Origin of the sequence: Okeania sp. (genome assembly GCF_035285525.1) — a bacterium.
GTDB lineage: Bacteria > Cyanobacteriota > Cyanobacteriia > Cyanobacteriales > Microcoleaceae > Trichodesmium.
Genome location: NZ_JAYKGW010000186.1, coordinates 32,352 through 52,670 on the forward strand (window position 1 = coordinate 32,352; position 20,319 = coordinate 52,670).

Annotated in this window: 19 protein-coding genes and 1 pseudogene; 5 read left to right on the plus strand and 15 right to left on the minus strand. The window is 32.2% G+C overall.

Features of this window, described 5'->3' with window-relative positions:
- Positions 1-228: 228 nt before the first annotated feature.
- Both VKJ25_RS18305 and VKJ25_RS18310 read right to left on the minus strand, forming a co-directional pair.
- Positions 229-1,227, minus strand: a complete 999-nt coding sequence (locus VKJ25_RS18305) for an RNA-guided endonuclease InsQ/TnpB family protein (RefSeq protein WP_324238073.1) — start codon at positions 1,225-1,227, stop codon at positions 229-231.
- Entirely contained in the window at positions 1,211-1,450 is a 240-nt protein-coding gene (locus tag VKJ25_RS18310; RefSeq protein WP_324238074.1) for a hypothetical protein, read from the minus strand. Before VKJ25_RS18310 ends, VKJ25_RS18305 begins: the two co-directional genes overlap by 17 nt.
- Before the next feature lie 122 nt (positions 1,451-1,572).
- Here VKJ25_RS18310 and VKJ25_RS18315 point away from each other — a divergent pair, with 122 nt between their 5' ends.
- Positions 1,573-2,310: a hypothetical protein gene (locus VKJ25_RS18315; RefSeq protein WP_324238075.1), complete on the plus strand. Its 738-nt coding sequence runs from the start codon at positions 1,573-1,575 to the stop codon at positions 2,308-2,310.
- Positions 2,311-2,456: 146 nt separating this feature from the next.
- Here the strand turns inward: VKJ25_RS18315 and VKJ25_RS18320 are convergent, their stop codons facing one another.
- Positions 2,457-3,902, minus strand: coding sequence for a GTP-binding protein (locus tag VKJ25_RS18320; protein ID WP_324238076.1), 1,446 nt, complete (start codon positions 3,900-3,902; stop codon positions 2,457-2,459).
- Positions 3,903-4,132: 230 nt separating this feature from the next.
- Positions 4,133-5,428, minus strand: coding sequence for a hypothetical protein (locus tag VKJ25_RS18325; RefSeq protein WP_324238077.1), 1,296 nt, complete (start codon positions 5,426-5,428; stop codon positions 4,133-4,135).
- Positions 5,429-6,254: 826 nt separating this feature from the next.
- Here VKJ25_RS18325 and VKJ25_RS18330 point away from each other — a divergent pair.
- Entirely contained in the window at positions 6,255-7,664 is a 1,410-nt protein-coding gene (locus VKJ25_RS18330) for a UDP-N-acetylmuramoyl-tripeptide--D-alanyl-D-alanine ligase (protein ID WP_324238093.1), read from the plus strand.
- A gap of 1,494 nt (positions 7,665-9,158) precedes the next feature.
- Here VKJ25_RS18330 and VKJ25_RS18335 read toward each other — a convergent pair.
- The 3 genes from VKJ25_RS18335 to VKJ25_RS18345 all read right to left on the minus strand — a co-directional run bounded on the left by VKJ25_RS18335 (position 9,159) and on the right by VKJ25_RS18345 (position 10,010).
- Positions 9,159-9,287, minus strand: a complete 129-nt coding sequence (locus VKJ25_RS18335; RefSeq protein ID WP_324238078.1) for a hypothetical protein — start codon at positions 9,285-9,287, stop codon at positions 9,159-9,161.
- The gene (locus VKJ25_RS18340; RefSeq protein ID WP_324238079.1) at positions 9,274-9,582 is read right to left on the minus strand and encodes an HNH endonuclease; all 309 of its coding nucleotides are present in this window, start codon (positions 9,580-9,582) and stop codon (positions 9,274-9,276) included. Before VKJ25_RS18340 ends, VKJ25_RS18335 begins: the two co-directional genes overlap by 14 nt.
- 275 nt (positions 9,583-9,857) lie before the next feature.
- Complete coding sequence (locus tag VKJ25_RS18345; protein ID WP_324238080.1) at positions 9,858-10,010, minus strand: hypothetical protein; 153 nt, start codon at positions 10,008-10,010, stop codon at positions 9,858-9,860.
- A 255-nt stretch (positions 10,011-10,265) separates the two neighbouring features.
- On the opposite strand from VKJ25_RS18345, the gene VKJ25_RS18350 reads away from it, so the two are divergent.
- Complete coding sequence (locus tag VKJ25_RS18350; RefSeq protein WP_324238094.1) at positions 10,266-10,949, plus strand: M41 family metallopeptidase; 684 nt, start codon at positions 10,266-10,268, stop codon at positions 10,947-10,949.
- A 138-nt stretch (positions 10,950-11,087) separates the two neighbouring features.
- Here the strand turns inward: VKJ25_RS18350 and VKJ25_RS18355 are convergent.
- The 3 genes and pseudogenes from VKJ25_RS18355 to VKJ25_RS18365 form a co-directional block, all read right to left on the minus strand.
- Positions 11,088-11,369 (minus strand): annotated as a pseudogene (locus VKJ25_RS18355) (DUF4276 family protein); the annotation flags it as partial.
- 483 nt (positions 11,370-11,852) lie between these two features.
- A complete protein-coding gene (locus VKJ25_RS18360; protein ID WP_324238081.1) occupies positions 11,853-12,416 on the minus strand; it encodes a Uma2 family endonuclease in 564 nt (187 codons plus the stop codon).
- A gap of 215 nt (positions 12,417-12,631) precedes the next feature.
- Positions 12,632-14,185, minus strand: coding sequence for an NAD(P)/FAD-dependent oxidoreductase (locus tag VKJ25_RS18365; protein ID WP_324238082.1), 1,554 nt, complete (start codon positions 14,183-14,185; stop codon positions 12,632-12,634).
- A 250-nt stretch (positions 14,186-14,435) separates the two neighbouring features.
- Between VKJ25_RS18365 and VKJ25_RS18370 the strand changes: the two genes are divergently transcribed.
- Both VKJ25_RS18370 and VKJ25_RS18375 read left to right on the plus strand, forming a co-directional pair.
- A complete protein-coding gene (locus VKJ25_RS18370) occupies positions 14,436-15,767 on the plus strand; it encodes a hypothetical protein (RefSeq protein WP_324238083.1) in 1,332 nt (443 codons plus the stop codon).
- A gap of 167 nt (positions 15,768-15,934) precedes the next feature.
- Positions 15,935-16,225, plus strand: a complete 291-nt coding sequence (locus VKJ25_RS18375; RefSeq protein WP_324238084.1) for a hypothetical protein — start codon at positions 15,935-15,937, stop codon at positions 16,223-16,225.
- A gap of 470 nt (positions 16,226-16,695) precedes the next feature.
- Here the strand turns inward: VKJ25_RS18375 and VKJ25_RS18380 are convergent, their stop codons facing one another.
- The 5 genes from VKJ25_RS18380 to VKJ25_RS18400 form a co-directional block, all read right to left on the minus strand.
- Positions 16,696-17,079, minus strand: a complete 384-nt coding sequence (locus VKJ25_RS18380; RefSeq protein ID WP_375340347.1) for a DUF4276 family protein — start codon at positions 17,077-17,079, stop codon at positions 16,696-16,698.
- Positions 17,080-17,256, minus strand: a complete 177-nt coding sequence (locus VKJ25_RS18385) for a hypothetical protein (RefSeq protein WP_324238086.1) — start codon at positions 17,254-17,256, stop codon at positions 17,080-17,082.
- A 92-nt stretch (positions 17,257-17,348) separates the two neighbouring features.
- Positions 17,349-18,572, minus strand: a complete 1,224-nt coding sequence (locus VKJ25_RS18390) for an AAA family ATPase (RefSeq protein WP_324238087.1) — start codon at positions 18,570-18,572, stop codon at positions 17,349-17,351.
- A 44-nt stretch (positions 18,573-18,616) separates the two neighbouring features.
- Positions 18,617-19,183, minus strand: a complete 567-nt coding sequence (locus tag VKJ25_RS18395) for a Uma2 family endonuclease (RefSeq protein ID WP_324238088.1) — start codon at positions 19,181-19,183, stop codon at positions 18,617-18,619.
- Positions 19,184-19,205: 22 nt separating this feature from the next.
- On the minus strand, positions 19,206-20,111 hold the full coding sequence (locus VKJ25_RS18400) for an ATP-grasp domain-containing protein (protein WP_324238089.1): 906 nt from the start codon (positions 20,109-20,111) through the stop codon (positions 19,206-19,208).
- Between the last annotated feature and the right edge of the window lie 208 nt (positions 20,112-20,319).

The window sequence follows — 20,319 nt, forward strand, 5'->3', positions numbered from 1 at the left end:
TAGTTCAAAGTTCTGTCAAAATTTTAACTCTGGGAGAATAGGGAAATTTTAAAATGTAACCTATTCTCCCTATTTTTATATCAATAGGAATGATACCACTAAATATAGCGCTTAAAACTGTAACGATCTAGTTTTTTGACTCTATATATAGTACCTACCGTGTAAGTCAGGATTTATCGCTACCTCTATAGTTACTAAATCTATAGAAAAATATTCTTTGACTTAGTTTTAATTAAGTGTTACCTTAATGGGGTGAACTACAACACCCTCTATCCCATTGCTAAAAGCGTTTGGGACTGCTTTTCGTAATATATTTAAACTGCCATTGACATCAGCATTATATTTGACACCATTTGAAGCTTGATAAAGTCCTCTTTTCACTCGTTTACCACTAAATCTCTGTTTGACACCTTTTTGATAAACTGGTAAATCGTCCCAATCTAAAAAACTAGCTTTTGACGTATAACTTTCTTCATTGATTATTACTTTGATTCCTACTAATTTAGCTTTGTATTTTAGTTGTTCAATTAACTTGAAAAAAGGAATTTGAACAAAATTTTGATTGTTTTTTCTTCCCAGATTTATACCTTGTTTCCAGTTAGGGTTATTTCCTATTACTAAAATTCCTATCTGGTTCTCTATGAGACGATTAATAATATATCTGCTAGTCTTATGCAAATAATCATCAATCTTTAAATTTCTTTTTGTCGATAATCTTTTGATTCGGTTACTACTTTTAGCTTCTTTTAATTCTGATTGTAGTTTACCCTTTTTCTTATTATAGAATTGATTAATTGATTTGACTGGTCTGCCGTTAATAATAAAGGGTTGAAAACCTTTTTTATTTGATGTTACAGTCGCCAAATTATTCACTCCCAAATCTACAGAAGCTACATGATATTCTGATAAATCTAATTTGACTTCAAGGCATTCGTAAACCACTTCTATCACATAGTAATTCAGCTTAGGAATAATCCTTACTTGTTGCAGAGAATCATAATTTATTTTACTGTCAAAAAATAGCTCACTTTTTGATAGTAATATCTTTTTATTTTTAACTAATTGAGGTTTACTAATCGCCTGTTTTGTATAGACTAGAATATTCCTTCCTTTCTTTTTATCTTTATATTTTGGCAGTTTGGGACGGCTTTTAAACTTACTTGGGCATTCATTATAAGCTCTTATCGCTTGAAAAAAACTTTGCCAATTTTTATCTAAAAGAATCAAAACCTGCGCTCGTAACTTTGGCTGGTATTGCTTGATAATCTACTCCCGATTGTAATAATTTTTGAACTTTTTTATAATCTAGATAATTTCCTTTATTAATAAACTCTTGTCTAACTATGTAGTTAGCCATGTTATAGAGATTTTTCGACAAGAAAGCTAGAGCATCAAGTGATTTATAATTGGGATGATTTTTTTTAATAATAGTACGTTCTACTAACTGCATTATCCCTCCTTTAAACATTTAACGAGCTATTCTGTTTTCCTTGTTCTTCTTCTGATTCCATAAAAAGGTAAAAACTCGTATCTTTAGGGTAATATTGTGAATAGTGTTTTGTCAAAAATCAAATGGGAAATAACAATGACGAAAATCATCCATCCCGTGATGGAGAAGCTCAAAAAACAATAACTTGGACGCAGAAAAGAGAAGGACCACGCATCAATCCAAATAGCCCTCAAGAGCGGGCATACAATATAAATCCAGTTGAAAGACAGCAAAATAGTAAAGTCGTTTCAGGAAAACACGCAGGAGAACATAAGTGGTACGATCCAAGAACTGCAAGAGAGGGTTGGACTCCACCGAAAGCTGTAGGACGAGGCCAACGTTATGTTCCTACATCTCCGTCTCAATCTGGGATTAAAAATTCTCAATCACCAAAAGGTATAAACGCTAATCTAAGTCAAGGTCAAGACCAACCCAAAATAACAGCCTTTCGTTCGGCTAAAGCTGGTAAGAGTGAGATGGGTATTTTTAACGATTTAAGAAGATATCATCCAGAACAAAATCCAACAACCATGCGAGAACTTGCCAAGAATACCCATCAAAGTTATCAGCAAAGGCAAAAGAGTGAAGGACAATTACAACAAAAAAATGGCTCTAAAGGCAAAGAAGAGCCAAAACAAGGTCAGAACCTCAAAAAAGGAGTTGATCAAAGTCAACAAGGTACTAGCAAATCTTCTCAACCTTCTCAACCCCCCTCTAAATCCGCTAAACCTTCAGTTAGTCAGGGAGATACAAAGAAATCAACACAGACAAAGCAACCTAGTCAAGTCTTTTTTTCTAGCCAAAGCTCAAATTGTTCGTAGTTCATAAAAATAAAAAATGTCAGTAAATAAAAAATGTTGTAATTCTCAAGAAATACTCAAAGTTTCTGGAGATAATAATACTTCTAGATATTCAAATTGTACAGAACTTACACCAAAGATATAGAAAGATTTCTTATCCTCCTTACTTATTCTTGCCTATTGCCTTTTTCAAAACTAGAATCTTTAATTTTCAACTTATTAATTAACTCATCTTTAATCCGACTCATAATCGAATTTTCATCCAAAGATTCCAAGATATTATTCACCACAGCTTTCGGACCTTCCTCTCCCCAAGATGCACCATTAGCAAGATATGTTTTAGTTATTTGCCCTATTCCATAAGATGATAAACCTCCCACTGCTGCTTGAGTCACTGCTACAGACAAATAGGGTGCTAAAGATAACCCACCAGTCACAGGTGCAGCTAAACCCAATAATCCTTTCACAGAACTTAATCCCAAATTTGCTAATAATTCACCAGCAGTTATACCACCCATACTAATAGCTATCTTTTGTAATAAATCTACTGCTCCAGTTTGGCTCATCTTGATACCATATAACTTAGATAAAGTCAATATCATAGCCACATCAATTATCGCCCCAGTGAGAATATCTACCACAGTTACAGGATTAAGAGCGATCGCCATTGCCTTAGTCATTACTCCCCTCCAAATAACCCCATCTGCACTTTGGGAGCGAATTTCCATTTTCCGGCGTACCAACTGGTCATTCACATCATCAGCATAGAGCATACTATTGAGTGCCACTAAAGACTTACCTTCTCGTTCTAAAATTTCTAATATTTTCAGTTTTAAATCCTCTATTTGAGGTTCGCCTCTTACCATCTCTACCTTAAGACTACCATCGGGACGTTGCACCGCTTTAGCGACGAGAGGAGAAGCAGCAGCCATAACTATTTCATTTGGTGAAAGTAACTCACGGACTCGTTCATCACGAATTTTATTATATATGGCTAACCTATCTGCTTCTGGATATTGGTCTATTTTGTTAAACACCAGTAAAATTGGTTTACCAGCATCTCGCAGGAAAGAAAGAGCTTCATATTCTACTTGAGTAATATCTCCTGCTACAGCAAATAAAAGTAAATCTGCCTGTTTTGCAACTTGGCGAGCCATTAATTCTCTAGTTTTTCCATCTACCTCATCTATACCAGGAGTATCAATTAATTCAACTTGAGATATTCTATAGGAAGTTAGAGAATTTGTAGAAGGTGATTCTATTTCAGTTAAATTATTTTTTCCTAATTCCCATTGTTTAATTGTAGTGGTTTTAGTCACACCATGAATCGGACCTGTGGCAAATACTTTTTCTCCTAATAAAGCATTAAGAAGAGAAGATTTACCTCTACCAACCATGCCAAATACAGCAATATAAACAGAAGCTTTTTCTAACTTTTCTAACATTGATTCTAACCCAGAAATTTCTGAGTCTAAACCTACTTTTTCTTCTGGAGTTAAATCGAGATTAGTTACTATTTCTTTCAGAGCATCTTTAGCGTCACAGATATTAAGTTCGGCTTGAATATCAGTAAAACTTGAGATTGTTTTTTCTAGTTCTTTATCTAAATTCATTTTAATAGTTAATAATGGATAATTAGGGCTTGCTGATTAAATTTAACAGTCTTAAAAGATAAAGGTTTTAGACTTTTTTTAGTCCTGAAAAAGGGCGGATTTCAGCATCCCTGTAGGGGCGGGTCTGGTCAGTAAGTTAACGAGTCTTCATGTTAAGGTAGCTAGACCCGCCCCCACTACAGCAGAGTGTAGAGGGTTTGGAGACTAAACCCCTACTCCCTACTCCCTTTTTAATGAAGAAAAGATAAATCAATCTTGCCAAAATTTGTACTTAAAGCAACTTGTGTATTTTCTAATGCTTTCACCAGCCAAATTACTCCATCTCTGGTAGAGCTTTCATAATGATTAAATAGTATTGCAAATCTCTTTTCCAAGTATGGCTTAACTTTATGACAAACCAAAACTATTTTTAGAAGGAGACAAGTAGTTGCGATGGGACCTATATTCGACATTAGATTAAGAAATAAAAAATGCTGTGGTTTTTGAACGCTTTCGACAACTAAAAACCCTAATATTTGGTCACAGGTTCTCATCAGTAAAAAATCGTTAAATGGTTTATCATTATTATGAGGCATAGTATTTTTTAATTGTTTATATAATTTGTTTTTAAACTGATAACTAAAGCTCCTAGAATCTGCATTAAATGATGTACTCAAGTATTGATAAAAACTATCTTTAAAGCAACTATAGGACTGAATTTGTTTTGTATAAGTTATGAAACTTTTAGCATAATCTTGGTAGTTATAACCATTTTCAACTTTGCCGACAAATTGTTTAATAGCTGATAAGAGTTCTCGATCGTTTAAAAGAGTAGGATTTTGAATTTTGTTGAGATTTTGACAACTAGATTGTGTCAACTCTGAAGTAGTTATTATCCCATGTCTAATTTGATAAGTCACATAGTGGGATAAGTCTATTTCAAATTTTTTCTGCTCTTGTCGTTGGATTTTTCTAATAGCTTTTTGATGTTCATAGCTATTGTCTGAAGTAATTAAACAATGTTGGTATAGGTAAGGATAACGTGGAATTAGAGTTCTTAAAGGTTGAGCTAAAGCACTATGACTATTTCTATAACTTCTTCCTTCTTGGTTAATTACTTCTGCTAAACGTTTTAAAGCTAAATATTGCTGACTTGTTGTGAATGTTTGAACTAGGTCAAATAGTTTTTTACTATTCCGCGAACCGTAGTAAGGTGGCATTGATTTATTACTGATTTTATCAAATAATTTAATTAAGTCTAGCAATACATCTTTTTTATAGATATAGCGCTCTCTATTAATAACAATATAACAACAGCGATTTAGAATGAAATTAAATTCTTCTTGATTTTGTAATAATGGGATAATTTTTATTAGTGCTTTAGCTACTTTTTGATCGGGATATCCAGAACTATTAAGAAATAAAATCCTAAATCTTTCAATTATTTCTTCTGATGATTCTATATCTATTAACTGAAGAAAATGGTTATAGATATATTGCTCATAATGAGATTTATTTTGTTTATATTCATCTAGAGAGTTTTTCATTTTATAGATGTTGGAATTTAGTTTTTTATCAGCATTTAGCTATAGCAATCCCATTTAAGTCGTTTACAAAATTTCGTTGCTTTTAGGATAGGCAAAAGGAAATGGTGAAAAATGAATAGGCGGGAATTTTAGTTTTTTTTATTTACTTTTTAATTGGTTACATAAGTATTTCCTGCTGAATCCTTACGTTACAACTTATTTAGGATTGCTATATTAACCGTCAGTTCTCAAAAATAAAACTTTGCTTTTGTAGTAAGATTTAAGTTAATCTTAATAGCAGCTCAAGTAATAGTTGATTACTTAGGTTTTGTTGTATTCCATTACCCTGATATATAGGAAAAATAACTAATATTGAGTTTTGAGATAGCTGTCTGTAGGATTTCTTACAAACAGGGCTATTTTACTTACTAAAGATAGTTTCTTCCTCAAAAGAAATTATATCGCAATTTTATTTCAAGTGGTTAATCAAAGTTTTCTAAGTTTTCCTGACTTATGGAAACTAGCACCTGTTCCCTACTTGCCACCAGCACCAAAAATATTCTCTAGAACTTTTGATTTCGGTGTATGTCATAGCGTGCCAAAATACTTTTTTTCTTATCCCCTATTCCCTCCATACCTATTCCCTGTCTTGGTCGATTAGATATGGTCAGGAAACTTGACCATCTTTCGACCGCTTTTCCCTAAAAGCGATAAATTTTTGGCTTTCTGTAAAATTGAGATTTACCCTTTAATTTTGCCTTTAAACCCCAAAAAATAATTTGAGTTCAACAATAACAAATATTCTTATATAATTATGACAAATATTTCAGGAGAACTACCAATAACTATGGTTTGTCATATTACTTTACTCCAACTGACTAAAATATTAACTTCTACAACACTTACAGGTTTTGATGTTCCAGAAAAAACATTAATTACAGGTATAAATACAGATACTCGTAGTTTAAAATCTGGTGAAGGATTTTTAGCATTACAGGGTGAAAACTTTGATGGTCATAATTTTGTTAAGCAAGCAATCGAAAAGGAAGCTGGTTGTATAATTGTTGAACAAGAATATATCTTAAATAATGAAGTTAAAGAACTATCAAAGAATATACCTATATTACAAGTAGAAAATACTTTAAAAGCTTATCAAAAAATTGCTCGTTGGTGGCGAGATAGATTTGATATTCCTGTAATTTCTATCACAGGTTCTGTAGGTAAAACTACTACTAAGGAATTAATCGCTGCAGTTTTGGGAACTCAAGGTCAAGTTATCAAAACTGAAGCTAATTATAATAATGAAATAGGTGTACCTAAAACTCTATTACGACTTTCTGATAATGATAATTATGCGGTGATAGAAATGGCAATGCGAGGACCTGAAGAAATTGCAGAATTAACAAATATTGCTAATCCAACTATTGGTTTAATTACAAATGTTGGTACTGCTCATATTGGTCGTTTAGGTTCTGTGGAAGCGATCGCTAAAGCTAAGTGTGAGTTATTAAGAGAAATGTCTCAGGATAGTATTGCGATTCTAAATTATGATAATAAAAGGTTGATAGAAACTGCTGCTAAATTTTGGTCTGGAGAAACTTTTACTTATGGTTTAGAAGGTGGAGATTTACAAGGAAAATTAATTGATTCTCAAACTATAAATGTTGATGGTTTAGATTTACCTTTACCTTTATCTGGCAGTCATAATGCTTCTAATTATTTAGCAGCATTAGCAGTGTTGAAAGTTTTGCATGGAAAAAATATTTCGACAAAAAATTTATTTGAACCTTTGACTAATAATTTCTCAGTTCAGTTACCAGGAAGTAGGGCAAAAAAATATGATTTAGACAATGATATTGTGATTTTAGATGAAAGTTATAATGCTGGATTAGAATCAATGATAGCTGCTTTAAATTTATTAGCTGAAACTCCAGGTAAACGTCATATTGCTGTTTTGGGAACTATGAAAGAATTAGGAGATCAATCAGTTTTATTCCATGAACAAGTTGGCAATGTTGTGAGAAATTTAAAGATAGATGGTTTATTTATTTTAGCTGATTTTGAAGAAGGAAAAGCAATCGTTAAAGGTGCTGCTGGTTTAAAATTTATAGAAGTAGAAAATATTGCTGCTGATGATGCTCACCAGAATTTAGCTAGACATTTACAAGAGTTTTTAAGAGCAGGCGATCGAGTTCTTTTTAAAGCTTCTAATGCTGTAGGGTTAAATAAAGTAGTCGAACTTTTAATTAATAAGTAATATATTTTCTGTAGCACAGGCATCTTGCCTGTCATGGGTGTATCTTATCTGAAACACCCTGCAACATTAAATCCATTAAATCATATAAGAAAAAACATCATCAAAAATAACACTTGTATCACCAAAATTATTGTGTAAGTTCGCTTAAATGCACCGTCATATTTTTTATAATTTATATATGACATTGCAAGTCCAGTACCATAAGAACCTCCAATTATCGTATAAAAACGTAAAATATATTCTGGAATATCAAAAATAGAATAGTTATCGAAATAACACATAACAAAAGTTACCGTATTAATATAAAAATAATAGATAAATATTGCCATGTGAAGCATAAAAAAACATCAGCAGTTTTTTCTTGGTAAAAAGAACTGTAAATACCTGTAAAACAACACATCATCAAAATTAGAGGTATATGTGTAACTATAGCCCAAAAAAATCTGCTATTTCTTGTGTTTTTATTTTGCCCTAGAATATAAAAAAATCTGATTATGCTAACAAAAATTATTCCAATTATAATCCTTTGAGAAAATATTTGAGGGCTATCCCCCAACAAATCAAGAATTGAAGGATTTCTTGAATTTAGTGGTGTTAATAATAGAAATGGCACAAAATAAGATATTACACATAAAAGTACTGTTCCGATAACTGCTTTTATTAGATTTATTGCTGAGTAGAAGAAAAAATAAACCAGGTATAATGAGAAAATAATTAATGAAATAAAGAACAAATTTTCTGAAAGACTTATAATGCTACTGGGAAATGTAGCTACGATGTCAGGAGATTGCATAAATACATAAATAAACCCTGTTAGAATATAAACAAATAAAATGATGAAAAAAAGCTTTTACTTGCCAAGTTATCGTTAACGTTATTCTTTCCCAAATTTCCCCTATCGTCAGGTTTCTTGAAGATATTTTTCTATCTTCTGCTATTTTATTTAATCTATTTATTCTTTCTTGTTCTCGCCTTTTTTTCTTGTTCTCGCTTTTGCTCTTGCCTTTTTTGTTCTCGCTTTTCTTCTTGCTTTTCTTCATCTTTTTTAATTTCAGCTTCTTTTCTGTGAATTTTTAAATCAACCTGATGAAGTCGTCCTTTCCAATGGTTTATTTCTTGCTCTATTTCATAATTTTTTTCAGGAGAATTTTCATTAATAGCAAATGGTGGATTTCTTTTACATTCTAAATGCCATATATCATTTTCTATTTGTTTTTTTTTCAGAAATAAGTGAAGAAAACTCAGATTCTAATTTTTGCAAGTTATTCATTTTGGTTTTCGTATTTTGCGTGCGACAAATATATAATATTTACGAGCTATTATTTTAATGTTTAAATATTTATGGTTGAATGGAATTTAACAAATACTTTACTATTTTAGTACCAGTTTAATAGCAAATTGCTAAGGCGATCGCTCATACCTTACTAAAAACTATGGAACTTTATTGATAACTTATAAATAATAATTAATTTTATTTTTGATTTTGGGAAAAGTCTAATCTAAAGCAGGATGCCAAACAACATATACCCAAGGTTTTCTAGCAGCAACTATAACTAGATTATTAGTTCTTAAAGCTGTAACTCTAGCTCTGGAAACAGCAGTTATACCTTCATTTTTTTCCATCAGAACTCCATTTAAAATGATGCGACCATTCTTGTTGACGTGGATTAAATAAAGATACTTTTTCCCCAGTCAAAGGATCGATACATTCAATCGTATTACCTTTAAATTCATTGCAGCTTTGACAAGCTAAACAAACATTTTCAAAGTTGGTTTCTCCACCTTTTGAAAGAGGATAAATATGGTCGTATGTCATACGAATACCACTATTTATTTCACTGGTTAAACAATAACAGCAAGAGTGGCGATCGCTTTCTGCTATCTGAAGTCGTAGAGTTTGAGAAATGTAAGAAGACATAATTCTTGATTTTTCGTTAATTAATTAAGACGCTAAACTTTATATCTCCGCCAGTGAAGTAAAGCTACTGCCTGGGCTTTTTTTTAAAATAAATAAATCTGCTTCCTGTCTCATTTTCTTAATTCTAATTGTTCATTTTATGTTAATCATCTACTATAATTAGCCTCAAGTAAACTATTATATTTTTTTCATTTATACGTCTGTTTTTGAATGTAAATAATCCGCCATAAACTATCATCATCTAGTCTATATAATCCAGCAATATCTACTAAAAATTACTCTGCAATATCCTCATTAATAGTAGTATTTTCTACTTTAAAAGTAGGAATTACTATATCTTCCACAGAAGATTTCATTCCTATGGCAGTGTTAACTAAACGTTGATAAATTGCTTCTGGAATTTCTAAAGTAACTGTTTGTGTTTGCATATTTTTTAGTCAGAAATTATCTTTTTTATTAACTAATGGTACAATATTAAATCTGATAATATTAATCCAGTAAAATTTGTAGTAGACTGTTTCATCTAAAACTGTGCATTAGATTGTCTCCCTTGTCTCCCTTGTCTTGCTTCTTGCTTCTTGCTTCTTCCTTCTATCATCGGCAATTTTATTCTCCTTGTTCCCTGTTCCCTGTTCCCTGTTCCCTGCGCGCAGCGCTATAATACAAAAAAAACTAATTTAATGATGAGAGAAACTTCACTTAATATTATTGCCATTGGTATTTTTGTTCTGACCATGTTTAGTCTACTTGGACCAATGTTTAATGTATCTCCAGTAATACCAGCGATCGCTACTTTTTCTATCCTGGTATTAGCAACTATAGATGTTTTGGGATGGCAAGGACAGGGAGGTACAATTATTGTAGATTTAGTAGAAGGAACATCTTCAGAAAGACGGGAGCGGATCGTTCGTCACGAAGCAGGACATTTTTTAGTAGCTTATTTGTTAGAAATTCCTATTAGTGGTTATGCTTTGAGTGCATGGGAAGCATTTCGCCAAGGACAGTCAGCTCAAGGGGGAGTTAGGTTCGAGGACGAAAAGTTAGCTGCTCAATTAAATAAAGGTATGATTTCCGAGGAACTCTTGAACAAATATTTTACTGTCTGGATGGCAGGTATGGCAGCAGAAGATTTTGTTTATGGTAACTCTCAAGGTGGAGCAGAAGATAGAACTAAAATTACAGCAGTTTTGACACAATTAAAACGTCCTGGACAATCTAAAATTAAGCAAAGTTGGGCATCTGCCCAAGCTCGTACTTTACTAGAAAATAATCATTCTGCTTATGAAGCTTTAGTGAAAGCAATGACAGAAAGAGCGTCTGTTTCTGATTGCTATCAAGTTATTCAGAATACAGGGAGTGAAGAGTAGAGAATAGGGGGGCAGAGAGAGGTGTGCTGCACATCTAACTAAAAATGTAGGTTCGGTTGTAGCTTACTTCTGTCTGACAGTACGACACTGAAATAAAAAAACTTTTGTTGAGGCGATCGCTTCTTCAACTTCATCAAATTAATCTTTTTCAGATGCTATTATTTCTAATAAACAACTATAGAAAATTTGAAAACTTTTTGAGGTATTTTCCGTAGAGTTCATATATGGTGAAATATCTCTAGCAGCTCTCAATTTTTCTAATCCTTCTTGATGATAACCTTTTCTTTGAAGCACCTCTTGTAAAGCTTCCCAAGTACCACCTTTAATGTTATCTGGGTCAAGATATTTAGATTTTTTATCGAGACTTTTAGGTACTTTAGGATAAGCTTTAGTCAAAGCTAGAATATCTCCAAAAAACCAAGCTTCTAATTCTTAAATCATAATTTTATTGATTAATTGATATTTCTTTTTAGCTTTACTTTTTGCCAGAGTTTTTGTCATAAATCCAGCTTCTATAGCAATTTCTTCTAAGTCTTTCTTTAATTTTTTACACCTACTTCCAGCATTTTATAACACTCATCTACAGTAAATAATCGTCGCGATAATTGTACAGACACTATTAACTCCTTGAGAATAATTACATGAATTTGTTGAGTGTGAAAAATTATATTTATTCTAAATATTCTAATTAAAAATTTCTGTTAATCTCCCAATATTTCATCAACAAGCGTAGGCCATTGTTGTTCCCGTTAGGGTTGCGCAGCATGGAACCGAAACCCAACACAACACCAACAATAGTAAGCTTTTGTTGGGTTGAACGATATACAGGATTTTATTTGAAATTATGGTTACAAAATAGAATAAATTTATATAGTATTTAGTAATTCATGTCGAAAATTTCTGTTAATCTCCCAATATTTCATCAACAGTAAAAGTCACATTAGGGAAAACTTGAATAGTCATAGTTTCACCCTTTTTAAAAGTCTGCATATTCTCATAACCATTTCCTTTAGGTTGTCGATAAACTTCCAGACATTTTTCATTCAGATTTACCAACCAAACTTCCACAATATTATTCTCAGCATATAAAGGAACTTTTACTTCTCTGTCATATTTAATTGTTGTATCTGACACCTCTATAAGGAGAAATACATTTTCTGGTTGAGGTTGTTGAGTCCGATAAAAATCTGGTCGTCGTTGCAGCAAACTTATATCTGGTTGTGGTTCAGAAGTATTATTCAATCTTACAGAATCTTGAATTCCCACAGTAACAGTCTGTGCTAAACGCAAAATGAAAAGTTCGGCAAGACATTTCACACAAGCTGAGTGATGAATACCCATAGGGGACATTTTGACAATTTCTCCTCTAATTAGTTCTACTCGTTCGTTTTCAGTAAATACTCCTGCATCCAGAATTTTATTATACTGATCTACAGTGAATAGTTTTCGTGATAATTGTACAACCATTATTAACTCCTTGAGAATAATTACATGAATTTGTTGAGTGTGAAAATTTATATTTATTCTAATCGTAACACAGCCTAGAAGGCTGTAACAAGCAAGATGCTTGTGTTACTATTAATAATGTAAAACTTAGTTTTTTTTTAAGTTGATAAAATTATTGTAAGTAGTTAGCTCTCATCTTTCTTCTAGGTGAATGCTGACAGCTAAATGCTTACAAATTATTCAACATAATCTCCTCCTGAACCATATTTCCATTGTTCCATTAAACGACGATAAAAATATCTCTGTTCTTCTGACATTTTTGCTATCAAATTTTCCATTTTTCCCCCTACAGGATATAACAAACTATAAACTCCTAAATTAACATAATGTTTCATCCAGTCTAATAAATTTCCTACTCCAACTTGAGGGATAATTTTTATTACTAAACCTGGTTGTTTTAAGGAAGTAACAAATAAAGTTTTTGCCAAAGCAGGAAACTTTACGACATCTTGTAAAAAAGGTTTCAAAACAGGTTCACCTAACTGTTCCATTACCTGAAAAACACCTGCTAATAATTGATTAATTTGCTCTGATGCAACTTTTTGATTTACCCCTATACTCATAGAACGTTGAAATAACCAAGTAACTGATACATTAGGTTGATAAGGTTGTAAAAGTGTCAAAGATTTTAATGATAAATTATCAGTTTGCAAAGCTTCATCAATACCCAAAGTTAGACGTGGCAAATGACGTACCATAGCTCCAAAACCGCCAAAACTCAGAGGTGACTGACTGCCACTACTATCGCCCACTGGCAAAATACGATTCCAAGGAGTTTGCAGAGGACTTTGACGATAACAAGGAAAGAATCCAAATAAAGCACGTTGGAATGTAAGTTGACTAAGTTCGACTTTTTGATATTCTGGTAATAAACGTAGATATTCTTCAAAGAAAAATTCTAAGGAAAATCTATCTGGATGAGCATCTAAATAAGTAAATAAATAAGTAGTGCGCCCGTCTCTGGCAGGAAATGCTTCCCAAAAATATTGACATTGATTTTCTATCGGAGTAAAGGAAGCAAAAATATCTCCCGTATCATTTTTCGGATATCCAGTCGCACAAGTACCAACTACTAAACAGACAGCATCAGGTTTTTTGCCTTTCCTTGCTTGTTGCACAATAGGAGAAGAATGCCCCATGGCATCCAGGAGTAGTCGAGTTTTGAACGATCGCCCATTGCTAGTCTGGATATTGACTCCATCTGGATGAATGGTTGCTGTTTGATAAGCTGTATTTTCAAATAGTTGACCTCCTACTTCTAAAAATCGTTGTTTCAGAGTTTCCAATAAATAAACAGGATCGACTCCAATATTGAGAACGTCTTTTACCCAGATGTCAGGAGTATTGGGAAAACTGATGCGAGCGGGGTTATATTCAGTAGCGATCGCTTTTTTTAGTTCTTCTGAAGAGAGGAGATTTAATTCTACAAATGTTTCTATTTCTTTGCGGGAAATATTCCATTCTTGGATTCTACCTTTGAGAATGCCTCTTTCTAAAAGGGCAACGCGCCAACCTTTTTTTGCCAAAGTAGCACCAATTAAAATACCTAAAGTTCCTCCGCAAATTATTACATCCCAGTCAGAAGTTTCTAATAATTTAGATTCAGTTTTAACAGTAGTAGGAATAGGTATATTTTCGGCTCGAAGTTTTTGCCAAATTTTATCGACTCGTCGTAGAGTTTCTAAAGGGTTTCCGGGAATTTGAGAAAGAATTTGTTCTGTTAAAGACATAATTTTTTTTATTATTAATAATATTAGTTATTAAACTTGGTTGTATTTATGTACTTAGCATTTTATCATTTATATCAAGTCTTGTTAATAGAACTTACCGACAATAAATTTCGTGGATCAACCTATTTTATGTGTAAGTCCTAATTAATCAACTATAATAAAAATAATATTCTATTTATGGAGAATATTTTTTTGAGATACTGATAACTGATAACTGAAATAACCTTGGTTCTCTACTAGCTAGTTTTTTATGATAAATCAACTCGAACAAAAGCAAAATTTATATTTACATATAGACGGAGATATACCTCAAGGTTTAAAGAAAGGTACTTTAATTTCATTACAGAGAAGTACCCCAATGAAAATTTATAACTTAGGGTTTCAACCAGCAAAATCAATACCAGAAATACCTCGTTGGTTTCTGCAAAAATATGCCTCTTTTCCATTTAAAGTTTTAGAACCTTTTGCCGGATCTGGAACCACAATCATAGAATCAATTAAATCTGGAATATCAATTGATTGGCTAGATTATCATCCACTGAGTCGTTTAATTTGCCAAGTTAAAACAACTATATTTTCAGTAACCGAAGTTAAAGAGGAAATAAATAAAATCCTTCAGAGTGCTTATAACCATCAAAAAGCACCAGAAACTATAGACTTTGCCAATAAAGATTTTTGGTTTCAACAGGGAGTACAAGAAGGTTTAGAAATCCTCAGATATTATATTTTAAATTCTCCCAAAACTATAGAACCTATTCTGTGGTTAGCATTCGCTTCTACTGTCAGAAAAACATCAAATATGAACGATGGAATGTTACTAGCAGCTAGGCGATCGCATATTAAAGAAATACCAAATTTATCTAGTTCAGATGTGTTTAAATATTTTGAATTTTATGGCAATAAAGCAATAGATGCAGTTATTGAATGGCATCCTTTTATTAAGAGAAATATTTCTCTAGTAAAACAATTAGCTATAGCAGATGCTAGAAAAATTACAGGAGATAAATATGATGCAATAATTACCTCTCCACCTTATATAAATGCCATAGATTATGTGTGGGCTTCAAAATTTGAACTGCACTGGTTAGGTATGGTAAAAAGTAATCAAGAGAGACTTAATTTATATTCTCAAGAAATAGGTACAGAAAGAATACCCAAACAAGAATGTAAAGAGCTTGGTAAAACTGGTTATGAATATCTCGATAAGTTAATAGAAGATATTTTCTTTGGTAAAAAGTATCAAGCTTCTCAAGGACAAAATCAACTTAGAGCAAGAGTTGTATACAAATATTTTATGGATATGCAGCAACATTTTAAAAGCTGTTTTTCCTGTTTGAAACCGGGAGGATATTATTGTTTTTCCATCGGCGATTTGAGTAAAATTTGTGGAGTTGATATTCCAGTTGCCAGTATTTTAACAGAAATTGCTTGTGATGTTGGTTTTCAGGAAGAATTTCATTTTCATTTATTGTTGAAAAACCGCAAATTGAATATTCCTAGAAATGTAAATTGGGCAAGTACAATCAAACATGATACGATAGTTGTTTTAGAAAAACCTCTTTCATTAATGGATAATGGATAATTGATAATTGCCTATCTCTAAAAAGGATAAAATTGACTAAAAGGAAAAAAAAATAAATTTTTTCCCATTGACAAGGAGAGGCTGTTAATTTGACTTAATTAATAAAGCCTTTATCTAAAACTAAAATAAATAGCTGATGGCTAAATGCTTACTGCTGAATGCTTATAATGAATAATAATCAACTTAATAATTCTTTAGATATAATTTTACAAAAATATAGCCAATCTTTTGCCAGCAAAGTATTTCCTCAAGAGTCTTTAGAGGCAGATGATTTGATGCTTGTATTTGGATTAAATCAAGAAATTAAAGCTAGAAATAAACAATATTGGGGAAGAGAACTAGGAATGTGTTGGGAAAGAATAGTTAAAGAAATTTGTAGACAAACTTGCTATCATTTTAATGAAGCTATTCGAGATGGTCATTTCAGTTATCAGTTATCAGTTATCAGTACCTCGTAGTTGTTGCCAGAAACTTGAAATACTGAAGTTAATTTTTTTTCATTCCCTTAAAAGGGGAGACTTTAGACCAAATTTTTCGATAATGATGAATTATGTGACTTTATCGTTGGGTTAGATACAATAGATACAAAATATAGAATTGGTTCAGGAGATTCAGGAACTCTCAAGAAATTCAGGCAGTATGCAGCTAGACTAAATACTCTAGGATATAATCCTGTTTTACTAATACTCAGAAATGATAGCTTGAGGCAAACTATCAATACTTGTTCTATAGCAGGTTGGCAAGTAATGTCAGGAAATGATACCTTTAATTACATAAATAAAACTACAGGATTTGACTTAAAAGTATGGTTACAAAATAGAAGACATTTATATAGTATTCAGTAATTAATGTTGGAAATTTGTATTAATTTACTAATATTTCATAAACAGTAAAAGTTACAGGCGATCGCTTCTTCAAATCCATCAAATTAATTTTTTTCATATTCGATTATTTCCAATAAACAACGATAGAAAACTTGAAAACTTTTTGAGGTATTTTCTGTAGGATTCATGTGGGGTGAAATATCTCTAGCAGCTCTCAATTTTTCTAATCCTCCTTGATGATAACCTTTTCCTTGAAGCACTTTTTCTAAAGCTTCCCAAGTACCACCTTTAATGTCATCTGGGTCACGATATTTAGCATTTTGACTGAGACTTTTAGATACTTTAGGATAAGCTTTAGTCAAAGCTGGAATATCTCCAAAAAACCAAGCTTCTAATTCTTCAATCATAATTCTATTAATTAATTGATATTTATTTTTACTTTGACTATTTGCCAGAGATTTTGTGAAAAATCCAGCTTTGATAGCAATTTATTCTAACTGTTGTTTCAATTTTTGACAATCTTGATTATCTCTATCTAATAAAACTATAATTATCCAATCATTAGGTATCCATTTTTTATATCCTTTTAACCGTCCTGGTAGCTTAGAAAGTAAATCTTGTTTACCCTGAAAAGAGTGGGTATCAAAACTTATCAAATCACCCATAATTTTTGGTAATAAGTTACAGAGAGTTTGCTTCGTTGAAAAAATCTTCCACTAGAAATTCAATATGCACTCGTTAGTTACTCCTATAATCACTAATTTCTAGCTTGATTTTTACGCGGTGCGCCTTGATTTTTTAAAGGATTTCCAAATTCAAATTGGTCTTCCATCCATAAATTACCTAAAGATGCACCTTGCTCAATAAATTCTTTAATACCTAGCATTTCGCTAGCACGTTTAGCCTGAGTATAACCATTTTCATCTCGGTAAAGTATCCATAATTCTTGGGATCTAATCCCATCAATAAAAAATGGAGAATGAGTTGTTACCATAAGTTGAGTATTAGCTGAAGCTGCACGACATTCTTCAGCAAGTTCCGGTAATAAACGAGGATGCAAATGATTTTCTGGTTCTTCAATACCAATAAGTTGTGGTGGTTCTGGGTCATGTAAAAAAGTGAGATAAGCTAACATTTTTAAAGTACCATCAGAGGCAAATTTTGCTAAGATTGGTGTAGCAAAAGGAGCATCTTTTATTTGTAATAAAAGTCTGCCATCTTGCATCATTGAAGCTTCAACATTTTCTAAACGAGGAACTCGACAAGAAAGAATATTAAGAATTTTTTCGAGTCGTTCTGGATGCTGTTCACTAAGATATTGAATAACATTAGGTAAATTATCACCTGTTGATGATAATCTTTCTTGGGCACCAGCTTCAGGAGTGGTGCGAGTATTATCTGCACTTAAATAGGAAAGATGCCAACCTGTAATAAATTTTCTCAAGGCACTAACACGAGGATGTTTAGCAAATTGTCCGAGGGTACTTACTGCTAAAAATTCAGCAGATTCTAACTTTTCATCTATACGTTCATCTTTTTCATCAGGCATTTCTCCAGTAATTACTTTTCCTTCCCCTTCTTTAAAGTTTAAAAACTTAAAAATTCCTCCTCTTTTTCCTCTTCTCCATTGTAGCCATTCTTCGGCAACATAAGGACCTTTTGTTCTTTCCGCAATGGCAAGATGATATACAATTAAAGGAGAGTCTTTTGTTTCTCGATATTTAAGTTCAAATACTATATTTCCTTCAGAATCTCTAGTTCTTAATTCTCTAAATCTACCCCTTTTTTCCCAAGCTTTCCTGAGTCCATCTGTAAAACATTCCGATAAAAATGCAAAGACATCAAATATGGTAGATTTACCACTACCATTAGGACCTAAAAATACAGTTAATGGAGTTATTTTTTTTAGCTCTAAATCACGCAAAGCGCGATAGTTTTGCACTCGTAGATATTCAATTCTGGGAATAGATTGTTTAGCCATTATTTTAGTTTAACTTTACTTTTTTGATCCGATTTTTTTACGGCTCAAGATTCTCCCAATATTTCATCAACAGTAAAAGTTGCATTAGGCAAAGCTTGAATTTTCACAGTTTCACCCCTTTGAAAATTCTGCACAATTTCATAACCATTTGCAGTAGGTTTTCGGTAAACTTCCAGACATTCTTGAGTTAGATTTACTAACCAAACTTCAACAATATTATTCTCAGCATACAAAGGAACTTTTACTTCTCTGTCATATTTAATTGTTGTATCTGAAACCTCTATCAGGAGAAATACATTTTCTGGTTGAGGATGTTGAGTCCGATACAAACTTGGCCCTCGTTGCAGCACACTGATATCTGGTTCTGGTTCAGAATTATCGTTCAATCTTATAGGATCTTGAATCCCAACAGTAACAGTCTTTGCTAAACCCAAAATGAAAAGTTCGGCAAGATGTTTCACACAATTTGCGTGACGAATACCAACTGGGGACATTTTGATAATTTCTCCTCGGATTAGTTCTACTCGTTTATTTTCAGTTAAAATTCCTGCTTCCAGCATTTTATAATAGTCGTCTACAGTAAATAGTTGTCGCAATAATTCTACAGACATTACAGACTCCTTGAAAATAACTTTAACTTGTTAATAACTCTATCAAATTTTGAGTTATCGGACAACCTGTTTGCTTTTCAAAATGAAGAAACATCGGACTAAAATTCGCCTCTAGAAAAATATATTCTCCATTAGGTTGCAATCGCCAATCAATACCAGTCCATTTTAAACCGAATGCTTTAGTAATAGTTAAACATTGTTTTTTAATATCCTTCGGTGTTTCTAAATAGATTAATTTTGCTTGTTTATCTTCCCGAAAATCTAAAGAACTACTCCTAATTTCAGCAGAATAAACTTTTTCCCCAATAACGTAACTGCGAATATTTGTACCAGGAATATATTCTTGAATAGTTACAGGAGAAATGCTTAAAGCTAAATTCATTCGATTAATTTCTAAATGTTCTTTCGTTAAAAACTGAGCATGAGAACCACCATAAACAGGTTTAAAAATTACCTCCGAATAAGATTGATAAAAATTGAGAATTTCCTCCGCATCATTAGTTACTAATGTCGCTGGAATATTCACACCTATTTTATTAGCCAAACTTAATTGCAATGGTTTCTCTTTATGAAATTGGTAAGCTTCCCAATCATTCACCCATTTCTCTGGTTTTGAGCGCATAAAAGAACGTAACAAACTAATAGAATCATTTATTGCTATTGTGTTTGGATATGAATTAGTTGATTTAGGAACATTTACTCCAGAAAAAGTCCGCCAGAAAATTTTATTGATATCTGCTAAATCCCATTTTTTACCATCTGGAAATGTTAAACATCCTGTCTGAATAATAGGTTGCCAAGATATTTTTAATTTAGTCGGAAATAAACGAGTATCTAAATATTCAACAGTTATTCCTTTTTCTATCAGAGATTGTTTTAAATGAGCAGCATGAATATCTTCACTACTACTCAAAATTAAAATTTTCATAATTTAATTAACTGGCTACATCTCAATTTTAATTAAAGCCAAGATTTATTGCTATTAAGGAACCGGGAACAGGTATGAAAAAAATAGATATAGAAGAAATCAAGTATTTTGGCAAATATGAAATCCACCCAATTAACTAAACAAAATTAATCCTCAAATTATCTAGAGATGGTAAGTTTTCTATAATCGCAATTAAATCTCCCGATTG

Excerpts from the sequence above, each read along its gene's own strand:
- VKJ25_RS18330 (WP_324238093.1), top strand. The coding sequence starts at position 6,255 with ATGGTTTGTCATATTACTTTACTCCAACTGACTAAAATATTAACTTCT.
- VKJ25_RS18390 (WP_324238087.1), bottom strand. The coding sequence starts at position 18,572 with ATGGCTAAACAATCTATTCCCAGAATTGAATATCTACGAGTGCAAAAC.
- VKJ25_RS18315 (WP_324238075.1), top strand. The coding sequence starts at position 1,573 with ATGGGAAATAACAATGACGAAAATCATCCATCCCGTGATGGAGAAGCT.
- VKJ25_RS18345 (WP_324238080.1), bottom strand. The coding sequence starts at position 10,010 with ATGCAAACACAAACAGTTACTTTAGAAATTCCAGAAGCAATTTATCAA.
- VKJ25_RS18400 (WP_324238089.1), bottom strand. The coding sequence starts at position 20,111 with ATGAAAATTTTAATTTTGAGTAGTAGTGAAGATATTCATGCTGCTCAT.
- VKJ25_RS18350 (WP_324238094.1), top strand. The coding sequence starts at position 10,266 with ATGAGAGAAACTTCACTTAATATTATTGCCATTGGTATTTTTGTTCTG.
- VKJ25_RS18340 (WP_324238079.1), bottom strand. The coding sequence starts at position 9,582 with ATGTCTTCTTACATTTCTCAAACTCTACGACTTCAGATAGCAGAAAGC.
- VKJ25_RS18320 (WP_324238076.1), bottom strand. The coding sequence starts at position 3,902 with ATGAATTTAGATAAAGAACTAGAAAAAACAATCTCAAGTTTTACTGAT.
- VKJ25_RS18360 (WP_324238081.1), bottom strand. The coding sequence starts at position 12,416 with ATGGTTGTACAATTATCACGAAAACTATTCACTGTAGATCAGTATAAT.
- VKJ25_RS18335 (WP_324238078.1), bottom strand. The coding sequence starts at position 9,287 with ATGGAAAAAAATGAAGGTATAACTGCTGTTTCCAGAGCTAGAGTTACA.
- VKJ25_RS18365 (WP_324238082.1), bottom strand. The coding sequence starts at position 14,185 with ATGTCTTTAACAGAACAAATTCTTTCTCAAATTCCCGGAAACCCTTTA.
- VKJ25_RS18395 (WP_324238088.1), bottom strand. The coding sequence starts at position 19,183 with ATGTCTGTAGAATTATTGCGACAACTATTTACTGTAGACGACTATTAT.
- VKJ25_RS18385 (WP_324238086.1), bottom strand. The coding sequence starts at position 17,256 with ATGGGTGATTTGATAAGTTTTGATACCCACTCTTTTCAGGGTAAACAA.
- VKJ25_RS18310 (WP_324238074.1), bottom strand. The coding sequence starts at position 1,450 with ATGCAGTTAGTAGAACGTACTATTATTAAAAAAAATCATCCCAATTAT.
- VKJ25_RS18375 (WP_324238084.1), top strand. The coding sequence starts at position 15,935 with ATGAATAATAATCAACTTAATAATTCTTTAGATATAATTTTACAAAAA.
- VKJ25_RS18370 (WP_324238083.1), top strand. The coding sequence starts at position 14,436 with ATGATAAATCAACTCGAACAAAAGCAAAATTTATATTTACATATAGAC.
- VKJ25_RS18325 (WP_324238077.1), bottom strand. The coding sequence starts at position 5,428 with ATGAAAAACTCTCTAGATGAATATAAACAAAATAAATCTCATTATGAG.